Source organism: Nonomuraea fuscirosea, assembly GCF_035917475.1.
GTDB classification, from domain to species: domain Bacteria; phylum Actinomycetota; class Actinomycetes; order Streptosporangiales; family Streptosporangiaceae; genus Nonomuraea; species Nonomuraea fuscirosea.
Window position 1 is genome coordinate 8,191,642 of the sequence record NZ_CP109074.1, and the last position, 20,634, is coordinate 8,212,275.

General features: G+C 69.4%; 19 protein-coding genes. 8 read left to right on the top strand and 11 right to left on the bottom strand.

Annotation, left to right across the window (positions count from 1 at the left end):
- Positions 1-15 precede the first annotated feature (15 nt).
- Together OIE67_RS37155 and OIE67_RS37160 are read right to left on the bottom strand one after the other, a co-directional pair.
- Positions 16-1,413: an aminobutyraldehyde dehydrogenase gene (locus tag OIE67_RS37155; protein ID WP_106248359.1), complete on the bottom strand. Its 1,398-nt coding sequence runs from the start codon at positions 1,411-1,413 to the stop codon at positions 16-18.
- Between the two features lie 28 nt (positions 1,414-1,441).
- Positions 1,442-2,707, bottom strand: a complete 1,266-nt coding sequence (locus OIE67_RS37160) for a glycosyltransferase (RefSeq protein WP_326629333.1) — start codon at positions 2,705-2,707, stop codon at positions 1,442-1,444.
- A gap of 124 nt (positions 2,708-2,831) precedes the next feature.
- Between OIE67_RS37160 and OIE67_RS37165 the strand changes: the two genes are divergently transcribed.
- Entirely contained in the window at positions 2,832-3,437 is a 606-nt protein-coding gene (locus tag OIE67_RS37165) for a TetR/AcrR family transcriptional regulator (RefSeq protein ID WP_326629334.1), read from the top strand.
- Here OIE67_RS37165 and OIE67_RS37170 read toward each other — a convergent pair.
- The 5 genes from OIE67_RS37170 to OIE67_RS37190 all read right to left on the bottom strand — a co-directional run bounded on the left by OIE67_RS37170 (position 3,431) and on the right by OIE67_RS37190 (position 7,596).
- On the bottom strand, positions 3,431-4,480 hold the full coding sequence (locus OIE67_RS37170; RefSeq protein WP_326629336.1) for an ABC transporter ATP-binding protein: 1,050 nt from the start codon (positions 4,478-4,480) through the stop codon (positions 3,431-3,433). The genes OIE67_RS37165 and OIE67_RS37170 overlap by 7 nt on opposite strands.
- Entirely contained in the window at positions 4,467-5,246 is a 780-nt protein-coding gene (locus OIE67_RS37175) for an ABC transporter permease (protein WP_106248354.1), read from the bottom strand. The genes OIE67_RS37170 and OIE67_RS37175 overlap by 14 nt, the downstream gene beginning before the upstream one ends.
- Positions 5,239-6,105 (bottom strand): ABC transporter permease, encoded by an 867-nt coding sequence (locus OIE67_RS37180; protein ID WP_245956305.1) that lies wholly within the window; start codon positions 6,103-6,105, stop codon positions 5,239-5,241. The genes OIE67_RS37175 and OIE67_RS37180 overlap by 8 nt, the downstream gene beginning before the upstream one ends.
- A gap of 11 nt (positions 6,106-6,116) precedes the next feature.
- Positions 6,117-7,238, bottom strand: coding sequence for a polyamine ABC transporter substrate-binding protein (locus OIE67_RS37185; protein ID WP_326629339.1), 1,122 nt, complete (start codon positions 7,236-7,238; stop codon positions 6,117-6,119).
- Positions 7,239-7,392: 154 nt separating this feature from the next.
- The gene (locus OIE67_RS37190; RefSeq protein WP_326629341.1) at positions 7,393-7,596 is read right to left on the bottom strand and encodes a hypothetical protein; all 204 of its coding nucleotides are present in this window, start codon (positions 7,594-7,596) and stop codon (positions 7,393-7,395) included.
- Between OIE67_RS37190 and OIE67_RS37195 the strand changes: the two genes are divergently transcribed.
- Both OIE67_RS37195 and OIE67_RS37200 read left to right on the top strand, forming a co-directional pair.
- Positions 7,597-8,532 (top strand): phosphotransferase, encoded by a 936-nt coding sequence (locus tag OIE67_RS37195; protein WP_326629343.1) that lies wholly within the window; start codon positions 7,597-7,599, stop codon positions 8,530-8,532.
- Positions 8,529-9,488 (top strand): SIS domain-containing protein, encoded by a 960-nt coding sequence (locus OIE67_RS37200; protein WP_326629345.1) that lies wholly within the window; start codon positions 8,529-8,531, stop codon positions 9,486-9,488. Before OIE67_RS37195 ends, OIE67_RS37200 begins: the two co-directional genes overlap by 4 nt.
- Positions 9,489-9,544: 56 nt before the next feature.
- On the opposite strand, the gene OIE67_RS37205 is transcribed toward OIE67_RS37200, so the two are convergent.
- The 4 genes from OIE67_RS37205 to OIE67_RS37220 all read right to left on the bottom strand — a co-directional run bounded on the left by OIE67_RS37205 (position 9,545) and on the right by OIE67_RS37220 (position 13,657).
- The gene (locus OIE67_RS37205; RefSeq protein WP_326629347.1) at positions 9,545-10,111 is read right to left on the bottom strand and encodes a GTP-binding protein; all 567 of its coding nucleotides are present in this window, start codon (positions 10,109-10,111) and stop codon (positions 9,545-9,547) included.
- On the bottom strand, positions 10,092-10,406 hold the full coding sequence (locus tag OIE67_RS37210; RefSeq protein WP_245956310.1) for a DUF742 domain-containing protein: 315 nt from the start codon (positions 10,404-10,406) through the stop codon (positions 10,092-10,094). The genes OIE67_RS37205 and OIE67_RS37210 overlap by 20 nt, the downstream gene beginning before the upstream one ends.
- 66 nt (positions 10,407-10,472) lie before the next feature.
- Positions 10,473-10,895 (bottom strand): roadblock/LC7 domain-containing protein, encoded by a 423-nt coding sequence (locus OIE67_RS37215; protein ID WP_106248342.1) that lies wholly within the window; start codon positions 10,893-10,895, stop codon positions 10,473-10,475.
- Complete coding sequence (locus OIE67_RS37220) at positions 10,892-13,657, bottom strand: sensor histidine kinase (protein ID WP_326629350.1); 2,766 nt, start codon at positions 13,655-13,657, stop codon at positions 10,892-10,894. Before OIE67_RS37220 ends, OIE67_RS37215 begins: the two co-directional genes overlap by 4 nt.
- Positions 13,658-13,994: 337 nt before the next feature.
- On the opposite strand from OIE67_RS37220, the gene OIE67_RS37225 reads away from it, so the two are divergent.
- The 5 genes from OIE67_RS37225 to betA are packed head-to-tail and all read left to right on the top strand — an operon-like array spanning position 13,995 to position 20,634.
- Positions 13,995-15,116, top strand: a complete 1,122-nt coding sequence (locus tag OIE67_RS37225; protein ID WP_326629352.1) for a quaternary amine ABC transporter ATP-binding protein — start codon at positions 13,995-13,997, stop codon at positions 15,114-15,116.
- A complete protein-coding gene (locus tag OIE67_RS37230; protein ID WP_326629354.1) occupies positions 15,113-17,026 on the top strand; it encodes an ABC transporter permease in 1,914 nt (637 codons plus the stop codon). Before OIE67_RS37225 ends, OIE67_RS37230 begins: the two co-directional genes overlap by 4 nt.
- Positions 17,023-17,997, top strand: coding sequence for an ABC transporter substrate-binding protein (locus tag OIE67_RS37235; RefSeq protein WP_219912229.1), 975 nt, complete (start codon positions 17,023-17,025; stop codon positions 17,995-17,997). Before OIE67_RS37230 ends, OIE67_RS37235 begins: the two co-directional genes overlap by 4 nt.
- A 55-nt stretch (positions 17,998-18,052) precedes the next feature.
- Complete coding sequence (locus OIE67_RS37240) at positions 18,053-19,006, top strand: ABC transporter substrate-binding protein (RefSeq protein ID WP_326629357.1); 954 nt, start codon at positions 18,053-18,055, stop codon at positions 19,004-19,006.
- Positions 19,003-20,634 (top strand): choline dehydrogenase, encoded by a 1,632-nt coding sequence (betA, locus tag OIE67_RS37245; RefSeq protein WP_326629359.1) that lies wholly within the window; start codon positions 19,003-19,005, stop codon positions 20,632-20,634. Before OIE67_RS37240 ends, betA begins: the two co-directional genes overlap by 4 nt.

Here is a 20,634-nt window from a genome sequence, read left to right on the forward strand (position 1 = left end):
AGCGCTCACACGTTTTCAGGCTGGCCGGAACGAATCCCGCTCGGCGGGTGCCGCGTGCTTCACCATCAGGTGCCGCGTCACCGAATACTCCTGCACCGCCTCCTGGCTCATGTCCTTGCCGAACCCGCTGCCCTTCACCCCACCGTGCGGAGCCTCGCTGGCGATGGGCAGATGGTCGTTGACCCAGGTCACGCCCACGTCGAGCCGGTGCGCGACCCGCATCGCCCTGGCCACGTCACGCGACCAGACCGAAGAGGCCAAACCGTATCTAGTGTCGTTGGCCAGTCTCACCGCTTCGTCCTCGCCGTCGAACGGCAGAACCACCAGGACCGGTCCAAAGAGCTCACCCTGCACGATCTCGCTGGTCTGCGCGACGTCGGCGACCAGAGTGGGCGGGTAGAAAAAGCCGGGGCCCCCGATCGGCGAGCCGCCGTGCACCACGCGCCCGCCGGCCCGCGTGACGAAGCCGTGCACCCGGTCCCGGTGCGCCGCGGAGATCAGCGGGCCGATGTCCGTCTTCGGGTCCCAGGGGTCGCCCACGGTGATGCCGGCCAGCCGCTCCCTGATCGCCTCCACGGCGTCGCCGTAGACGCGCCTGTCGACGTAGACGCGGGTGGCCGCCGTGCAGTCCTGCCCCGTGTTGTACGTCGCCCCCATGGCCACGCCGTGGGCCGTCTCCGCCAGGTCGGCGTCCTCGAACACCAGCGCCGGCGCCTTGCCCCCGAGTTCGAGGTGGACCCGCTTGAGCGTGGCCGCCGCGCCGCTCATGACGGCCCTGCCGGTCTCGGTGGAGCCGGTGACGCTCACCATGTCCACGCCGGGGTCGGTGACCAGCGCCTGGCCCACCTCCGCGTCGCCCGTGACGGCCTGGACGAGCCCGGCCGGGGCGCCCGCCGCGGCGAACAGCTCCGCCAGCCGCAGCGTCGTACGGGGCGTCTGCGGCGCCGGCTTGATCACCACGGCGTTGCCCGCCGCGACCGCGGGCCCGAGCTTCCAGACCGCCATCACGAACGGGAAGTTCCACGGCGCGATCGACCCCACCACCCCGACCGGGCGGCGCAGCATGACCGAGGTGTAGCCGGAGCTGAACACCCCGGCCCCCGTGCCCTCCAGCGAACGGGCGGCCCCGGCGAAGAAGCGCAGGTTGTCGACGGCGAAGGGCAGCTCGCCGTCCCTGAACACCGCGGCCGGCTTGCCCGTCTCCTCCACCTCCAGCCTGGTCAGCTCCTCGGTCTCGGCCTCCACCAGGTCGGCCAGCCGCAGCAGCACCCGCGCCCGCTCGCCGGGAGTGGCCTGCGACCACTCCTCGAACGCGGCGCGGGCCGTACGGACGGCCGTCGCCACCTCCTCCACCGGCGTATCCGGAATTTCGGCACAAGGGAGCCCAGTGGCGGGGTTGATCAATACGCGCATCAGGAAGACTTCATCTCTCCGGGTCGTGCTACTTGCCGAGCTGCTCGATCAGGTCGGCGGCCTTGCGCAGGCCGTCGCGACGCCGGATCTCCTCGCCCGCGGCGGCGATCCGCGCCCGCAGCTCACTGTCGCCGAGCAGGCGCTCCAGCGCCCCCTTCAGCTCCTCGTCGGTGAAGGCGTAGGTCGAGAGCCTGACACCATAGCCGAGCTCGTCGATCCGCTGGGCGTTGTCGTACTGGTCCCAGAAGAGCGGCAGCAGGATCATCGGCTTGCCGAAGTGCAGCGCCTCGGTGGTGGTGTTGTTGCCGCCGTGGGTGATGACCAGGTCGCACAGTGGGATGATCTTAGTCTGCGGAACGAACTCCGCACCCCACATGTTGTCGGCGAGCTTGATCTCCTCGTGCAGCGGACCTTTGGAGACGATGAACTGGTGCGGGGTGGTGGCCAGCACGTCGATCACGCGCTGCATCAGCTCCACGTCGGAGGAGCCCAGCGAGCCGAGCGAGAAGTAGACCAGGGAGCCCTCGCCGCGCTGGAACGGCAGCGTGAAGTCCTCCTCGGTCTCGCGGACGGAGGAGTCGAGACGGTGCCACGACGGGCCGAGCGGGCGGTCACCGGCGTAGTCGGCGATCTCCGGGTAGACGTAGAGGTTCAGGTCGCCCTCGTGGATGAAGTCGAGGTCGGGCAGGGGCGCGGTGCCCTGCTCGACGCACCACTCGTTGAAGGCGGTCCAGATCTCGCGGTGGGTGCGGTCGTACTCGGCGCGGAAGGCGTCCCACTCGGAGCGGTCGGCGGCGGGCAGGCCGGAGAAGACCGGCGCGACGTTCTCGCCGCGCACCTCCAGCGGGTTGCAGGAGACGATGCGGACGAACTTGCGGCCCGCCGTGAGCAGCGCCGGGAACGTGATCACGTTGTCCTCGACGATCACGTCGGGGTTCACCCGCTCGATGATGGCCTTGAGCTGCGGCTCGCAGTATTTCGCGCCGTCGATCAGCTCGGCCCAGATCGGCTTGGTGACCGTCTCGAGCTGCTCACGCGTGCTCTTGCGGTATTCGGGCGCGGTCTCGCGGATGAAGTCCTTCCAGAACTGCCCGGGGTCCTGCTCCTCCTCGCTCGGCGGGGCCAGGTCGACCAGGTCCTCCTCGAAGCCGAGCGCTTCGAGCTTGCCCTTCCAGGACGCCTCGGCGGCGAAGACGACCCGGTGACCGCGCCGGCGAAGGATGTCGCCGATGCCGATGCAGTTGTTGGTCGGTCCGTACGCGCTTTCCGGCATGAACAGGAACGTGAGAGACATCGAGGCTCCGGGAGAACTCGTCATTTTGAAGGTGAATTCAAAAATGGATCTGGCGTGAGGGTCGAGTTACGTGCACTATGGTCACGGCTAACTGAACATCATGCGAAGAGTGAGGGTGGTGAGGGTGGCGCAGCGTAAGAGCCGCAGCGATCGGCGCATCGACTTGATCGAGGCCGCGCGCAGGGCCATCATCCGCCACGGCATCGACGGTGTACAGCTCTCGCACGTCGCCGAGGAGGCCGGCCTGACCTCGGGCGCCGTGCTCTACCACTACCCCGACCTGAGCGAGCTGCTGGTCGAGGCGCAGCACGCGGGCATGGAGCGCTTCTACGAGCAGCGCCTGCGCCGGCTCGCCACGCTCACCGACCCCGTCGAGAAGCTGGTGGTCACGATCAGGTCGGGGCTGCCGACCGGCTCGCTCGACCCCGACGTGCGCCTGCTCAACGAGCTCGGCGGCGCCGCGGGCCGCAACCGCGTCTACGGCGTGCTGCTCACCTCCCTCTACGACCGGCAGGTGTCGATGTACCAGGCGATCCTGGACACCGGGGCGGCGCTCGGCGTGTTCCGGCTGAGCGCCGGCTCGCTGACGATCGCGCGTAACCTCGTGGCCCTGGAGGACGCCTACGGCTACCGCATCACGGCCAGGCATCCGGTGATCGGCCCCGACGAGGCCAGCGAGCTGATCCTGTCCTACGCCCGCGCGGCCACGGGCAACGATCTGGCTCACTGACCGACCGCCATGACGACCGCGTCCCCGGCGTCCCAGCGCACCTTGACCTTGGCGCCCACGCTCAGCGTGGCGGCGCCCTGGACGGCGGCGAGGACCGGCTTGGCCCGGCCGGGGACGTCCACCGAGACGTGCGAGACGCCGCCGTAGAAGCTGACGTCGAGGACGCTGCCGGCCAGACCTCTGGCCGCGTTCTCGTCGGCCAGCTCGATCTTCTCCGGCCGCACGGCCAGCAGCGCCTCCGTGCCCGGCTCCAGCTCCGTCAGCGGCGTCCCGGCCAGTTCGCCGAACGTCTCGCTCTCGATCCCGCCGGAGCCGCCGGCCACGCCGGGGAAGAGGTTGTTGGCGCCGACGAAGTCGGCCACGAAGGGTGAGCGGGGGCGCTCGTACAGGGCGATCGGCTCGTCCACCTGGCGGACCTGGCCGTTGTCGAAGACGGCGATGCGGTCGGCCAGCGACATGGCCTCCTCCTGGTCGTGCGTGACGACCACGAACGTGATGCCCACCTCGTGCTGCAGGCGCTTGAGCTCCAGCTGCATGTCCGCGCGGACCTTCTTGTCCAGGGCCGACAGCGGCTCGTCGAGCAGCAGCAGCCGGGGCCGCTTGACGATGGAGCGGGCCAGCGCGACACGCTGGCGCTGGCCGCCGGAGAGCTGGGCGGGCTTGCGGGAGGCGTGCGCGGACAGGCCGACCGTCTCCAGCACCTCGCCGACGCGCTGCCTGACCTCCTGCCGCGGCAGCCGCTCGCGCTCCAGGCCGTAGGCCACGTTCTTGGCCACGGTCATGTGCGGGAACAGCGCGTACGACTGGAACATGAGGCTGATCGGCCGCCGGTTCGGCTGCAGGGACAGCAGGTCGTCGCCGTCGAGCGTCACCGTGCCCGCGTCCGGCGTCTCGAAGCCCGCGATGATGCGCAGCAGCGTGGTCTTGCCGCAGCCGGAGGGGCCGAGCAGGGCGAAGAACTCCCCCTGGCCGATCTCCAGCGACACGCCGTCGAGCGCGGTGACGTCCCCGAACGTGCGGGAGACCCCGTCAATCTTGAGCACGAGACTCCCCGATCTTGGTCAGTCGCTGCCCGGCGATCACCGCCGTGAAGCTCACGAGCAGCAGGATCGCGGCCAGCGCGTTGATCTTCGGGGTGACCCCGAAACGGATCATTGAGTAGATGACGATCGGCAGCGTGGGCTCGGCGTTGCCGATCGTGAAGAAGGCGATCACGAACTCGTCCAGCGACAGCGTGAACGCCAGCAGCGCCCCGGCCACGATCCCCGGCGCGAGCTGCGGCAGCGTGATCCGCATGAACGTCGCCACCGGCCCGGCCCCCAGGTCGCGCGAGGCCTCCTCCAGCGAGGTGTCCGCGCCGGACAGCCTCGTGCGCACCACCGCCGCCACGAACGCCATCGCGAACACGCCGTGGGCCAGGATCACCGAGTACAGGCCGAGGGTGAGCTGGATCATCCCGTAGAAGACCAGCAGCCCGATGGCCAGCACGAGGTCGGGCAGCACGGCGGGCATCAGCGAGACCGCGTCGAGCAGCTTGGACCTGGTGTACCTGGCCAGGCCGACGGCCAGCAGCGTGCCGAGCACCGTCGCGATCACGGTCGATCCGACGGCCACGATCAGCGTGTTGACCACGCCGTTCATGATCCGGTCGTCGCCGGCCAGCTCGCCGTACCACTTGAGGCTGAAGCCCTCGTAGGTGTACGCGGACTCGCCGGCGTTGAACGACATGACGACGAGCACGGCGATCGGCGCGTAGAGGAAGACGTACGTGGCCCAGAAGGGGACGTACAGGAGCTTGGATCTACGCACGGCGCGCCACCCAGGCCTGCGCGACGAGCAGCACGAGCAGCACCGCGATGAGCGCCAGCGCCAGCGTGGAGCCGAACGGCCAGTCGCGTGCCGACAGGAACTGCTGCCTGATCAGGTTGCCCACCATCAGCGACTTGCTGCCCCCGAGCAGTTCGGGGATGACGAAGTTGCCGAAGCTCGGCACGAACACGAACAGGCTCCCCGTCAGCACGCCCGGCACCGTGAGCGGCAGCGTGACCTTCCTGAAGGTGGTCAGCCCCGAGGCTCCCAGGTTGGCCGAGGCCTCCCTGAGCTGCGGGTCGAGCTTCTCGATCGCGGCGAACAGCGGCAGCACCATCAGCGGCAGGTACGAATACACCAGCCCCGCCACGATCGCGCCCTCGTTGTAGAGCAGTTCGAGCGGCTCGATCCCGAACACCTTCAGCCCGCTGTTGACCAGCCCGGGCCCGCTCAGCAGGATGATCCAGGCGTAGACGCGGATGATGAAGTTCGTCCAGAACGGCAGCACGATCGCGACCAGCGCGATCGTCTTCCACTTACGCGGAAGCTGGGCGATCAGGTACGCCGTCGGATAGCCGGCCAGCAGCGCGATCACGGTCGTCACCGCCGCGATCTTCAGCGAGCCGATGACCACGTCCAGGTAGAGCGGGTCGACCAGCCGCTCGAAATTCTCGGCGGTGAACTCGTAGACCACCCCGCCGAAGCGCCCGCGCTGGAAGACCGTGTAGCTCAGCACCAGCGCCAGCGGCACCAGCAGCAGCACGACCAGGTACGTCAGCCCCGGCGTCAGGAACACGAACGCGCCCAGCCGGCGTCCTCTCGAACGGGACACCGGCCTGGCCTTGACCTCTGGCTTCACTACAACGACAACTACTTCGCCTGAACGTCGGCCGACAGGCGGGTGAACTTGGTCGAGGCGGCGCCCAGGTCGATGATCGACTCACCGTCCAGCAGCTGGGCCGGCGGGATGTCGAGCAGCGAGCCCTTGGCGATCTTCACCTTGTCCATGGCCGCCTTGTTGGGGACCTTGTAGTTGATGTTCTCGGCCGCCCAGCTGTGGATCGCGGGGTCGAGGATGTAGTTGATCAGGGCGTGCGCGGCCTCCTTGTTCTTGGAGGACTTCATGATCACCATGGTGTCCACCCAGAGGTCGCTGCCCTCCTTCGGCACCGCGAACGCGATGTTGCCCTTCGGGTCGGTGGTCGGGCACCAGCCGTCCCACGCCTCGACCATCACGGCCTCGCCGCTGACCAGCTTGTCACCGAACGTGGTGTCGTCGTAGGTGAGCAGGTGGGGCTTCTGGGCCATGAGGAGCTCGCGGGCCTTCGCGATCTCCTCGTCCTTGTCGGTGTTGACCGAGTAGCCGAGCGACTTGAGCGCGGGCAGGGCCAGCCAGCGCTCGGTGGTCATCATGGTGACCTTCTTCTCGGCCCAGGCCGGGGGCTTGAGCAGATCGTTCCAACTGGTCGGCTTGCTCTTCACCAGGTCGGTGCGGTAGCAGATGCCGGTGGTGCCCCAGGTGTAGGGGACCGAGTACTTGTTGCCCTTGTCGTAGGAGAGCTGGGTGGCCTCGGGGTAGAGGTTGGCCAGGTTGGGGATCAGCTCGGGGTGGATCGGCTCCAGCAGGCCCTGGGCGTTGAGCGCCTGGGCGTACTGGCCGGACACGAACGCCACGTCGACACCGCTGTCGCCCTGGGCGGTGAGCTTGTTCATCGCCTCTTCGTTGGTGGCGTGCAGCGCGACCTTCATGTCCTGGACCTTGAGCTTCTCCTTCACCCGCTGCGGCAGCTCCTTGGGCGTGTAACCGTCCCATACCGTGATCTGCAAGGACTGCTTCGACAGGTCCGCGTCGGGCTTGAGCTGGTCGGCCGCCGCTACCGTCGTGCCATCTGAGCTTGACGACGACTCACCGCCGCACGCCGCGACGGCAAGCGCGAGACCGGCCACCGCTACGGCGGCCGGGAGACGACGGGTGAACCGGGAACGGGACACGGCCGCTACTCCTTCTGATTCGTGGGGAAGAGGGGTCGCGCGACCTTACCGGACACAGCCGACCAAACCAGGAGTGTTGCAGCAGAAATCAACATGGGCAAGACTTTTGATGACATTGCTACCTGGAAGTTTGGTCTACTAGTTGAACTGGGATTCAATACATCGTCGCATGATCTCTCTCGGTGAGAAGCCACTCACCGCCCGAGATCGCGGGCTCACCGCCGCGCTCCTTCTGCGATTGGAGGGGGAGGTGCCGCCGCCGTTCGCCGTACAGCGCTTCCTCCCGCTTCCAACCCTCTCGTACGGTCATGAAGATCTCCACACTGGGGCCCCAGGTGAGCGTGATTTCGGCGACCACGTGGACCAGACGAACTACTCGGTGGTGGTGGACGAGCGGGTCGTGGTGAAGTGGCTGACCCCTCCGGCGCCGCTGCCCCACCCGGCTCCGGAGATCCTCGCGCACCTCGTTGAGGCGGGCTTCAACGACACAGCACCCCCTTACGCGGCTCTGACAGGTGTGGTGGACGGACGCGAGTGTCTGCTGGCGCTGGTGACCGGTTACCTGCCCGAGGCCAGGGACGGCTGGGAGTGGTGCGTGGACGAGGCGGAGCGCGGCACGACCGGCTTCGCGACCGACCTCGGCCGGCTCGCCGCCGGCCTGCACCTCGCCCTGTCCACCCTCCCCGCCCCGCCCGGAGTCGTCGCCGGGATGGAAACCGCAGCGGCTGAGGCCGACAGAGCGCGGGCGGCGCTGGCCGAAGCGCTGGAACTGACCGGCGGCGCGGACGGCGCGTGGCTGGCCGCCAGGGCCGACGCGATGAGGCGGGAGCTGGCCGCGCTGGAGACGGCCCCCGCCACTTCCCCGCTGATCAGGATCCACGGCGACCTCCACGTGGGCCAGATCCTGCGCTGGCGGGACGGTTACGCGGTCATCGACTTCGATGGCAACCCCACCGTCGCCGACGCCGCGCCGTACCAGCCGGCCGCCAGGGACGTGGCCCAGCTGACCACGAGCCTCGACCATGTGGCGCAGGTGGCGATCAAGCGCAGGTCCACACCGCCCGCCGAGGCCGCCGCCTGGGCCCGGCGGGCCCGCGCCACCCTGCTCACCGCCTACCGGCGCCGGCTGGCCGAGGCGGGCCGGGCCGGCCTGCTCGACGAGAGCCTGCTCCGCCCGTTCGAGATGGAGCAGGAGTGCCGTGAACTGATCTACGCCGCCCGTCACCTTCCCCGCTGGCGCTACGCCCCGATGGGCGTCCTGCGCACCTGGTATCCCGAGGAGAACACCGCGTGAACGCCGAGCTCTACCTATCCGACCTGGAGTCCAAGCCGGAGGCGCTGACGGCGCTGGCCGGTCGGCTGCGCTCCGAGGACCCGTTCGCGGGCCTGCCGCCGGGCATCGGCAGGGTGCTGTTCCTCGGCATGGGCAGCTCCCGCTACGCCGCCGGCGTCGCCGCGCTGCGTCTGCGCGCCGCCGGCGTGTTCGCCCACGCCGAGTACGCCTCGGCCGCGGCGAGCCTGCCGCCGGCCGAGGGCACCCTGGTCGTCCCGATCTCGGCCACGGGCTCCAGCCGGGAGACGCTCGACGCCGTCGCCGCCTACGCGGGCGGCGCGGCCCGCCTGGCCGCGTTCACCAACGACCCAGGCTCGCCCCTGGCCGCCGCCGCCGACCTGGTGATCGACCTGCACGCCGGGGAGGAGCGCGGCGGCGTCGCCTGCCGGACGTTCCAGCACACGCTGGCCTTGCTGCTGGCGCTGGAGGCGCGGCTCACCGGCCGCGACCGCGACCTGCCCGCCCTGCTCGAACGGGCCGCGGCGGCGACGGCCGACCTGCTGGAGCGCAGGGACGAGTGGCTGCCCCTGACCATGGAGCTGCTGGACGGCCCGCACGGCGTCTACACGATCGCCCCGGCCGAGCGGCTGTCGTCGGCGGAGCAGTCGGCGCTGATGCTGCGCGAGGGCCCGCGCCGTCAGGCCGACGCCTGCGAGAGCGGCGACTGGTCGCACGTGGACGTCTATCTCACCAAGACGCTCGACTACCGCGCCCTGCTCTTCCCCGGCTCCCGCTACGACGGGCAGGCCATGGACTGGGTGCGCGAGCGCGGGTCCACGGTGATCGCCGTCGGCGGCGAGGTGAAGGACGCCGCGGCGGCGATCAGGTACGCCCACGACGACGACCCGGACGTCGCCCTGCTCACGGAGACTCTGGTGGCCGAACTGGTGGCCGCCTACTGGTGGTCGGCCCAGTGAGCCGGCCCAGTGAGCCGGCGCGCGGGTGACGGCGACCCGGTCGGCGGCCGGGCCGCTCAGCCGGTCCGTACGGTCAGCGCGTGTTCGACCAGCGTGATCAGGGCGTTCTTGACCGCCGGCCGGACCCGCGCGTCCGTGCGCACGATCGGCACGTGGGCCGAGAGCGTGAGCGCCTCCCGCACCTCGCTCTCGATGTGCGGGAACTCCCCGTTCCAGCCGTTCAGCCCGATGACGAACGGGATCCCGGAGTTCTCGAAGTAGTCGACCGCCGGGAAACTGTCGGCCAGCCGCCGCGAGTCCACCAGCACCACGGCCCCGATGGCCCCGCGGACGAGGTCGTCCCACATGAACCAGAACCGGTGCTGGCCCGGGGTGCCGAAGAGATAGAGGATCAGGTCCTGGTCGAGCGAGAGCCGCCCGAAGTCCATGGCCACGGTCGTGGTGGTCTTGCCCGGAGTGTGCCCGAGGTCGTCGATGCCCTCCGACGCGTCCGTCATGACCGCCTCGGTCGTGAGCGGCATGATCTCGGACACGGAGCCCACGAACGTGGTCTTGCCCACGCCGAATCCGCCCGCCACGACGATCTTCGTGGAAGTGAGCCGGCTAGAGCCTGCGAAGTCCACTTAATACCCTTTCGAGCAGGCCCCTGTCGGGCAAACCTGCCTCTAGCTGCGGCTGGTACACCTTGACCAGCCCATCCGCCTCCATATCGGCGACGAGCACCCGAGCCACTCCGAGGGGCACGCTGAGCAGCGCGGAGATCTCCGCCACGGACCGCACCTGCCGGCACAGCTCACTGATCGCGCGATATTCGCGCGTGTAGGTCGTGCCGAGCTGCGCCGAGGTCGCCGACGATACCAGTGCCTCCATGGCCAGAGCCGTGCGCGGAGCGGTCCTGCCGCCGGTGACGGCGTACATCCGGACGAGCGAACTTCGCTCGGGCTCCGGCTCCCCGTTGTGCCACGATGCCACGGTTCACTCCCATCACCACGGACGCGCTGCGGAGAGCTCCGCCCTCACGGCAGGCGTCAGCACCTGCCCCGCACGCTCGACCAGGATCGTCATCTGGTAGGCGACCAAGCCCATGTCGCAGTCGGGTGCGGCCAGCACCGCCAGACAGGAACCGTCGCTGATCGACATCACCAGCAGCAGGCCGCGGTCCATCTCGACGAGGGTCTGGGTGACCCCTCCGCCTTCGAACACGCGGGCCGACCCCTGGGTGAGGCTCACCAGCCCGGCCGCGATGGCGGCGAGCTGGTCGGCGCGGTCTTTCGGAAATCCCCGGGAGAAGGCCATCGGCAGGCCGTCCGCGGAGACCACGACGGCGTGCGCCACGCCCGGGACCTCTTCGACGAAGCGGCTGACCAGCCAGTTGATGTCTCTGGCGGCCTGGCTCAGCTCCTTCATGAGTCCTCCTCGAGCTCGGCGCGTCCCTTGCGCACGCCCTGCTGGTAGCTGGCCAGCCTGCTGCGCAACCGGTCAGGGGACACCGGAGCGACGGGGACGGGCGGCGGCTGCGGGTTCGCGGTGCCCGGTACCAGATTCGCTCGTGGCGTGCGCTTCGGCAAGCCGGAGTTCGTGGTGCCGCTCTGCACGGGCTCGGCGGCCGCTCCCGCGGCCTGCCAGCCCTGGTCGGCGGGTGAGGACCAGGACTCCTCGCGGCGGTCGGCCGTCGGCGCCGACCTGCTGAACCAGCTGCTCTCCTCGACGGAGGCGAAGATCGGCAGGAACTCGTCCTTGGACGGCGCAGGGGGCGGGGGGAACGACGCCGCCGGCGTGGCCAGGTCGGGGTAGGACGCGGCGGGCGGCACCGGGTCGGCGAACGACCGGGGCCCGCCGGAGTCGAACGACGCGGAATCGAACGAGGCCGCGTCGAACGACGCCGAGTCGAAGGACAACGATCCGCTCATCGGCGTGCGCGCCGAGCTGAACCAGGACGACGGCTCGGGCGCGCCGTTGTCGAACGACGGATGCCCGGGCGGCGGCCCCGAGGCCGGAACGGGGGGGCCGGACAGCGAGCCGGACATCGAGCCGGACATCGGGCCGGACATCGGGCCGGTCATCGGGCCGGTCATCGGGCCGGTCATCGGGCCGGTCATCGGGCCGGACGAGGGGCCCGGCGAGGAGGCGTAAGGCGGCGCGTACGACGGCGTCGGCCGGTTGACCTGCCTGGGCGCCTGGAGGCGCTGCCCCGCGCCGGGCACCGGCCCCGGCACGGCGGTGAGCAGCCGGGGCGGGACCAGCACCATGGCGGTCAGGCCGCCGATGTCCTGGCGGCGCAGCTGCACCCGGATCTGGTGCCGCAGCGCCAGCCGGCCGACCACGAACAGCCCCATCCGGCGCGAGACCGACACGTCGACGACGGGCGGGTTGGCCAGGCGCCAGTTGGTCTCGGACAGCTCCTCCTGGCTCATGCCGATGCCCTGGTCGGTGACCGACAACATCAGGCTGCCGCCGTCGATGCGGCTGCTGGAGATGACGACCTTGGTGTCGCGCGAGGAGAACGACACCGCGTTCTCGACCAGCTCGGCGAGCAGGTGGACCACGTCGGTGACGGCCTGCCCGGCGATGGCGACGTCCGACTCGACCTGGATGCTGACCCGGTCGTAGCTCTCGACCTCGCCCAGCGCCGCGCGCACGATGTCCATCAGCTCGACCGGCTCGCTCCACTTGCGCGCGGCCTCCTGGCCGGCCAGGACGAGCAGGTTCTCGCTGTTGCGGCGCATGCGGGTTGCCAGGTGGTCGAGCTTGAACAGGTCGCCGAGCCTGGTGTCGTCGCGTTCGCCGCGCTCCAGCTTCTCGATCAGTGTGAGCTGCCGTTCGACCAGTGTCTGGCTGCGCCTGGACAGGTTGACGAACATGGCGTTGACGTTGGAGCGCAGCTTGGCCTCGTCGCCCGCCAGCCGCACGGCCTCGCGGTGCACCTCGTCGAAGGCGCGTGCGACCTCGCCGACCTCGTCCTTGGAGAAGACCCCGATGGGCGGCACCTCGGCGGTGACCACGCCGTCGCGGGACTCGCGCAGGTGCTGGACGAAGTCGGGCAGGCGCTTGCCGGCGATCTCCAGGGCCTCGCCGCGCAGGCGGCGCAGGGGGCGTACCAGGGATCTGGCCACTCCGGTGGTGATGAGCAGCACGATGACGAGCAGGGCGAGCACGGCGACGGCGGTCACGATGGCCTGCTGCCGCTCGTCGGCGCTGAGCGCCTCGCTGCGCTGGACGATGCCCTCCGCCTGGCGCTCCTCGACCTGGCGCATGGAGTCGACGACGATGTTCACCGCGTCGAACCACTCCTTGGCGTCGTCGGGCTTGGACTGGTCGAGCCCGCGCAGCGGCAGCCCCCGGGTGGCTCTGATCAGCACCAGCTCGCGCAGGAAGAGCATGCGGTCGGCGGAGCGGCCGTTGACGCTCTCGTCGAAGAAGCGGCGCTCGTCGGCGGTGGCCTCGGCGGCGAATCCCCTGCGCTCGTTGAGCTCTTTGGACTGCTCGCCCAGGAAGCGCTTGAGCTGCTCCTGGTCGAAGGCGCCCTCGGCGAGGACGACGGTGACCAGCGCCTGCTGGTAGGACAGGCTCTCCTTCGCGCGGGCGAGCCCGTCGAGCATGCGCGTCTGGCGGAAGAGCTCGTCGTCCACGCTGCCCTGGACCAGCTCGTTGTGCACGGAGAGCAGGTCGTTGACGACCGTGGTGTAGAGCTCGACGGCGGGGCCGGGCAGCAGGCTGGCCTCCAGCGCCTGCTCGCGCAGGGAGGTCAGGTCGTTCAGCCGGTTGAGCAGGCTCTCCAGCTGGTCGGCGGTGCGGCCGGTCGCGTCGGCCAGGAGCTGCTGGGCGATGCCGCGCACCTGCCTGGCCTCCAGGTCCACCTGGTCCATCTGTGCCTTCACCTCGGCCAGGCCGTCGGCCGGCCGGTTACGCGCGATGTACCAGGAGGTCCGCGCCCGCTCCCCGGAGACCAGGTGGGTCAGGCCGCCGAGTTCGGCGGAGAGCCTGGCGAACTGGTTCGTGCGCGCGTAGTCGCCGGCCGCGGCGGTCGAGGAGAGCACCTGGACGCCGCCGAGCAGCACGGCCGCGGCGGTGGGCACCAGGATGAGGGCCACGAGACGTGCTCGGACGCGCCAATTGCCCAGCCGCCAGCCGCCCTCGCCGGCGTGCTTGACGCCCCGCTCTGTAGTCACCGAACGCACCTCGCCCGAATCGGCGTATATGAGGAGTGTGTGCCGTGAGAGAAATCAAGTTGCCGGTTATTGCAACACATCCTAAGGCTCGTGGCCAAGGCAACATAACGCGACAAAAGTTGGCTCGCGTGACTGATGAGGATAGAACCTGGCACTCCATGATGGAAGCATCTGCAGCACGAAATAAACCTCTAACAGAATAAATGTCCACTTATGGGCGGTTGGTCCGTTCCACCGAGTAACGTGCGAGGCGCACGAAGATCTCCAGAAGGTCACAGCGTTGAGAATCTCGCTATTCCCGACATATGTTGAGCGACGTCATAACGAGGAGGCGAGTGTGGGAGATTCTCCCGACAACGCGGCTATCACCGTTGCGGGCCTTTGGAAGATCTTCGGATCCAGGGCGGAGAAAGTCCTGGACAGCGAGGACAAGCATCTCGAACCCGCCGCGCTGAGGGAGAAGACCGGCTGCACCGCCGCCGTCAGGGACGTGGGCTTCGAGGTCCGCCCCGGCGAGGTCTTCGTGGTCATGGGCCTGTCGGGCAGCGGCAAGTCCACCCTGGTGCGCTGCCTGACCCGGCTCATCGAGCCGACCGCGGGCCGGATCACGATCGGCGGGGAGGACGTCCGCGCCGCCTCGCCCGCCCGGCTCCGCGAGATCCGCCGGCACCAGGTCAGCATGGTCTTCCAGCACTTCGGCCTGCTGCCGCACCGCAAGGTGATCGACAACGTCGCCTACGGGCTGGAGATCCAGGGCACCGCCAAGGCCGCCAGGCACGCGCGGGCCGGGGAGATCCTCTCGCTGGTCGGCCTCGACGGCTACGCCGACGCCTATCCCGACCAGCTCTCCGGCGGCATGCAGCAGCGGGTGGGCCTGGCCCGCGCGCTGGCCGTGGAACCGCAGGTGATGCTGTTCGACGAGCCGTTCAGCGCGCTCGACCCGCTGATCAGGCGCGACATGCAGGCCGAGGTGATCCGGCTGCACCGCGAAGTCGGCAAGACGATGGTCTTCATCACGCACGACCTGTCCGAGGCGCTCAAGCTGGGCGAGCGGATCGCGATCATGCGGGCCGGCTCGATCGTGCAGCTCGGCACGGCCGAGGAACTGGTGGGTGCGCCGGCCGACGACTACGTAGCCGACTTCGTCCGCGACGTGCCGCGAAGTCACGTGCTGACCCTGCGCTGGATCAGCCGCGCTCCCGAGGCCGGCGAGTCCCTGGACGGGCCCGTGTTACCGGTGACCACGGTGATCAAGGACGCGATCGGCGTGTCGTCGTCCTCGGCCCAGCCGATCAGGGTGGTGGACGGCGACGAACTGGTCGGCGTGGTGGACCAGGTGGACCTGCTCGGCTTCCTGGCCGGCCAGGACACGGGCGCGAACGCGGGCCCGAGCGTGAACGCCGGCGCCGCTCCGCGCTCGGGCGGCGACGGCGGCACGGGCGCGAAGGCGGGGTCATGAGCTCGACGGCCGTCCCCACGCCCTCCAGGCTCGGCCTGCCGAAGTGGGCCGCGCCGGCGGGCGTGGCGCTGCTGTTCGTGGTGGCGTACCTGGTCTTCCAGGGCACGGGCACGCTGCCGCACGACAAGGAGGCGCCGCAGTTCCTGGCCGTCACCGAGCTGCGCGAGTGGATCGACGACCACCGCAACGACAACCCGCTCTTCCTGTACTTCCTCAACTACATCCGGCTCTTCGTCGGCCTGCTCTACGGCGTGTTCCAGACCACCCTGTACGCGCTCGGCTGGCCCGGCATCACCGGGGTCATGGGCGCGCTGGCGTGGCTGGCGGGCGGCTGGCGGATCGCGCTCCTCGCGGTCGCCGGCGTGAGCGCGTTCGGCGTGCTGGGGCTGTGGGAGTCGAGCGTCGACACGCTGGCCCTGGTCGCGGTGGCGGTGTTGCTGTCGCTGGCGATCGGCGTCCCGCTCGGCGTCTGGGCCGGGCTCTCCACCCGCGTGCGGCGGGCGATCACCCCGGTGCTGGACGTCATGCAGATCATGCCGACGTTCGCGTACCTGGCGCCGCTCGCGCTGTTCTTCCACATCGGCGCGCCGGCCGGGGCCATCGCCACGATGATCTACTCGATCCCGCCCGCGATCCGCATCACCGCCCTGGCCATCTCGGGGGTCTCCCCCACCGCCGTCGAGGCGTCCACCTCACTGGGCGCCACCCGCGGGCAGACGCTGTTCAAGGTCTATCTGCCACTGGCCAGGTCCACGATGGCGCTGGCGGTCAACCAGACCGTCATGATGGCGCTGTCCATGGTCGTCATCGCCAACCTGATCTCGGCCCCCGGGCTGGGCGGCGACATCATCCGCGGCCTGTCCCGCGCGCAGGTCGGCATCATGCTCCCGGCCGGCGTCGCCGTCGTCATCATGGCGGTGGTGCTGGACCGGATGCTGATGGCCGTGGCCCGCCGCGATCCCCACGCCAGGATCGGCCGGGCCGGCCTGGCCGGCGCTGGCGTGCTGGCCGCCGCCGGGCTCGCGCTCATCCCCGTGCTGCCCGCGACCTGGCCGGAGAACCTCACCGTCAACGTCGTCTCCCAGGTCAACGACATCGTCCGCTGGGCCGAGACGAACTGGTTCGGCGTGACGACGTGGATCAAGGACGTCACCTCCGCCGTCCTGCTCAACCCGCTGGAGTCGCTGCTCACCTCGGCCCCCTGGTGGCTGATCGCGCTCGCGGTGCTGCTCGTGGCCTGGCGGGTGAGCGGCGCCGGCCCCGCGCTGACCGCGCTGGCCTGCCTGCTCGCGATCGCGCTGCTCGGCGTCTGGGAGCACGCCATGCAGACGATGACCACGGTCGCCGTCGCGGTGCTGGTCACCCTGCTCATCGGCCTCGTGCTCGGGGTGGCCGCGGCCCGCTCGCCGCGCTACTCGGCCATCCAGCGGCCCGTGCTGGACGCCGCCCAGACCATGCCGGCGTTCGTGTACCTGCTGCCGGCGCTGGCGCTGTTCGAGACCACCCGGTTCACCGCCATCTTCGCCTCGATCATCTACGCCGTTCCCCCTGTGGTACGCCTGGTCGAGGACGGGATCAAGGCCGTGCCCGCGACCGTCGTGGAGGCCGCGGCCTCCGCCGGCTCGACCTCGGCCCAGCTCCTGTGGAAGGTGCAGCTCCCGATGGCCAGGCGGGCGATCCTGCTCGCGGCCAACCAGGGCATCGTGATGACGCTCGCCATGGTCGTCGTCGGTGGCCTGGTCGGGGCGGGAGCACTCGGTTACGACGTGGTCGTCGGTTTCTCCCAGCGGAGCGACTTCGGCATGGGCTTCGTGGCCGGCGTCGCGACCGTCCTGCTCGGAGTCATGCTCGACCGCATCACGCAGGGCGCCGACAGGCGCCCTTCCCCCCGAAAGAGGAAGTTCACATGAAGATTCGCCTGTTCGCAGGCCTGATGGCCGTTGCGTTCGCCGCCGCAGGCTGCGGCGGAGCAACGGTGGACAGCAGTTCGACCAGCACCGCCGCTCCCCAGGCCGGCGCCTCCAGCGCCGCCGCCGGGGGCACCGTGAAGATCGCGATCAACCCCTGGGTGGGGTACGAGGCCAGCGCGAACGTCGTCGCGTACCTGCTGAAGAACGAGCTCAAGTACAACGTCGAGCTGCCCGAGATCAAGGAGCAGCTGGCCTGGGAGGGCTTCGAGACCGGCGACGTCGACGTCATCATCGAGAACTGGGGTCACCCCGACCTGAAGAAGCAGTTCATCGAGGAGAAGAAGACGGCGCAGGAGGCCGGCTCGACCGGCAACAAGGGCATCATCGGCTGGTACGTGCCCAAGTGGATGGCCGACAAGTACCCGGACATCACCGACTACAAGAACCTGAACAAGTACGCCGACCTGTTCAAGACCTCGGAGTCGGGCGGCAAGGGCCAGCTCCTCGACGGCGACCCGAGCTACGTCACCAACGACGAGGCCCTGGTCAAGAACCTCAAGCTGAACTTCAAGGTGGTCACGGGCGGCAGCGAGGCGGCCCTGCTGAAGTCGGCCACGCAGGCGCAGGAGCAGAAGAAGGCGCTGCTGTTCTACTTCTGGACGCCGCACTGGATCTTCGACAAGGTCGACCTGGTCCGCGTCAACCTGCCGGCCTGGACCGAGGGCTGCGACGCCGACCCCAAGAAGGTCGCCTGCGACTACCCGGAGATGGACCTCGACAAGATCGTCAGCACGAAGTTCGCGCAGACCGGCGGGAAGGCGTACGAGCTGGTCAAGAACTTCAGCTGGACCAACGAGGACCAGAACGCCGTGGCCAACGACATGACCAACAACGGCATGACCGGCGAGGAAGCCGCCAAGAAGTGGATCGAGGCCAACACCGCGAAGTGGCAGGCCTGGATTCCCAAGTGACCCCCTCATGACCGCGCGGCCCCGCCCCTGGGGCCGCGCGTCCTGGAGACCTCTGATGATGCGAACCAAGACGCTCGCCGCCAGGCACCTCGCCGTGCCCCTCACTGGGCTCCTGCTCCTGACGGCCTGCTCGGGCGCCGAGCCCGAGACGGCCGCCCAGGCCAAGGGGACGGTCAACATCGACATCCACGCCTGGGCGGGCTACGAGGCCCAGGCCGCCGTGATGGCGCACCTGCTGGAGCGGGAGCTGGGCTACAAGGTCAACAAGCGCCCCGCGAAAGAGGACCAGTCCTGGAAGGATTTCGAATCCGGCAAGGTCGACGTGATCGTGGAGAGCTGGGGTCACAACGATCTGAAGAAGACCTACATCGAGCAGAAGAAGGTCGCTCTATCGGCGGGCCTCACGGGGAACAAAGGGGTCATCGGCTGGTACATCCCCGAGTGGATGGCCAAAAGATATCCCGGCATTACGGACTACCGAAACCTCAATAAGTACTCTAGCCTTTTCCGGACGGACAAAACAGGAACCGCCGGACAGGTTCTGGACGGCGATCCGACCTTCGTGACGAATGACGAGGCGATCATCAAGAACCTCGGGCTGAATTACCAGGTCGTCTACTCCGGCAGCGAGGCCGCGCTGATCAAGGCCGCGCAGGAGGCGACGAAGAATCGGACGCCGCTGCTCATGTATTTCTACGAGCCGCAATGGCTGTTCACCAAGATCCGGCTGGTCAAGGTCTCGCTGCCGCCGTACGCGGTGGGCTGTGACGGCACGGCGGCGAAGGTGGCCTGCGACTACCCGCCGTACCTGCTGGACAAGATCGTCAGCAAGCGGTTCGCCGAGACCGGCGGGAAGGCGTACGAGTTCGTCCGCAACTTCAACTGGACCAACGACGACCAGAACGCCGTGGCCAGTGACATGATCAACGAGAAGATGAGCGCCGAAGAGGCCGCCGAGCGGTGGGTCGACGAGAACAAGATCGTGTGGAAGGACTGGATTCCGCGTTGAGGTTCGACTTCGTCATCGTGGGCGGCGGCTCGGCCGGCTGCGCCCTGGCCAACCGGCTCAGCGCCGACCCTTCGACCTCGGTGCTGGTGCTGGAGGCCGGCCGGGCCGACTACCTGTGGGACGTGTTCATCCACATGCCGGCCGCCCTGATGTTCCCCATCGGCAGCCGCTTCTACGACTGGAAGTACGAGTCAGAACCCGAGCCGCACATGAACGGCCGGCGCGTCTACCACGCCCGCGGCAAGGTGCTGGGCGGTTCGAGCAGCATCAACGGCATGATCTTCCAGCGCGGCAACCCGCTGGACTACGAGCGCTGGGCCGGCGATCCCGGCATGAAGCACTGGGACTACGCCCACTGCCTGCCGTACTTCAAGAAGATGGAGAACTGCCTGGCCGACCCCGGCACCGACTTCCGCGGCGGTGAGGGCCCGCTCAAGCTGGAGCGCGGCCCGGCGCGCGGGCCGCTGTTCGAGGCGTTCTTCGCGGCGGTCCAGCAGGCCGGGCACCCCCTGACCGACGACGTGAACGGCTACCGCCAGGAGGGCTTCGCCGCCTTCGACCGCAACGTGCACCGCGGCCGGCGGCTCAGCGCCGCCCGCGCCTACCTCCACCCGGTGCGCCGCCGCCCCAACCTGACCGTCAGGACCCGCGCCTTCGTGGAGAAGGTGCTCTTCGACGGCACCCGCGCCACCGGCGTGCTGTGCGGCGGCGAGCGCATCGAGGCCGGGGAGGTCGTCCTGTGCGGCGGGGCCGTCAACACCCCGCAGCTCCTCCAGGTGTCCGGCGTCGGCCCGCGCGCGCTGCTTGAGCCCCTGGGCATCGAGATGGTGCACGACCTGCCCGGCGTCGGGGAGAACCTCCAGGACCACCTGGAGGTCTACATCCAGCACGCGTGCACGCAGCCGGTCTCGCAGCAGCCCTCGCTGGCCATGTGGCGCCGACCCTTCATCGGCGCCGACTGGCTCTTCCGCCGGCGCGGCCCGGGAGCCACCAACCACTTCGAGGCCGGCGGCTTCATCCGCTCCAACGACGACGTGGCCTACCCCAACCTGATGTTCCACTTCCTGCCGATCGCCGTCCGCTACGACGGCTCGGCACCGGCCGGCGGCCACGGCTACCAGGTGCACATCGGCCCGATGTACTCCGACGCCCGCGGCTCGGTCCGCGTCGTCTCCGCCGATCCGCGCCGCAAGCCGGCCCTGCGCTTCAACTACCTGTCCACCGAGCAGGACCGGCGCGAGTGGGTGGAGGCGATCAGGCACGCCAGGGCCATCCTGTCCCAGCCCGCCTGGGCGGACCTGGACGGAGGCGAGCTGTCCCCTGGGCCTGACGTGCGGACGGACGAGGAGATCCTGGCCTGGGTGGCCAAGGATGGCGAGACCGCGCTGCACCCGTCGTGCACCTGCCGGATGGGCACCGACGAGATGTCCGTGCTCGATCCGGAGACCATGCGGGTGCACGGCCTGGACGGGCTGCGCGTGGTGGACGCCTCGGCCATGCCGTACGTGACGAACGGCAACATCTACGCCCCCGTGATGATGCTGGCCGAGAAGTCCGCCGACCTCATCCTCGGCAACACGCCCCTGCCGCCCGAGCCCGTCGCGTTCTACCGGCACGGATCGGCGTAA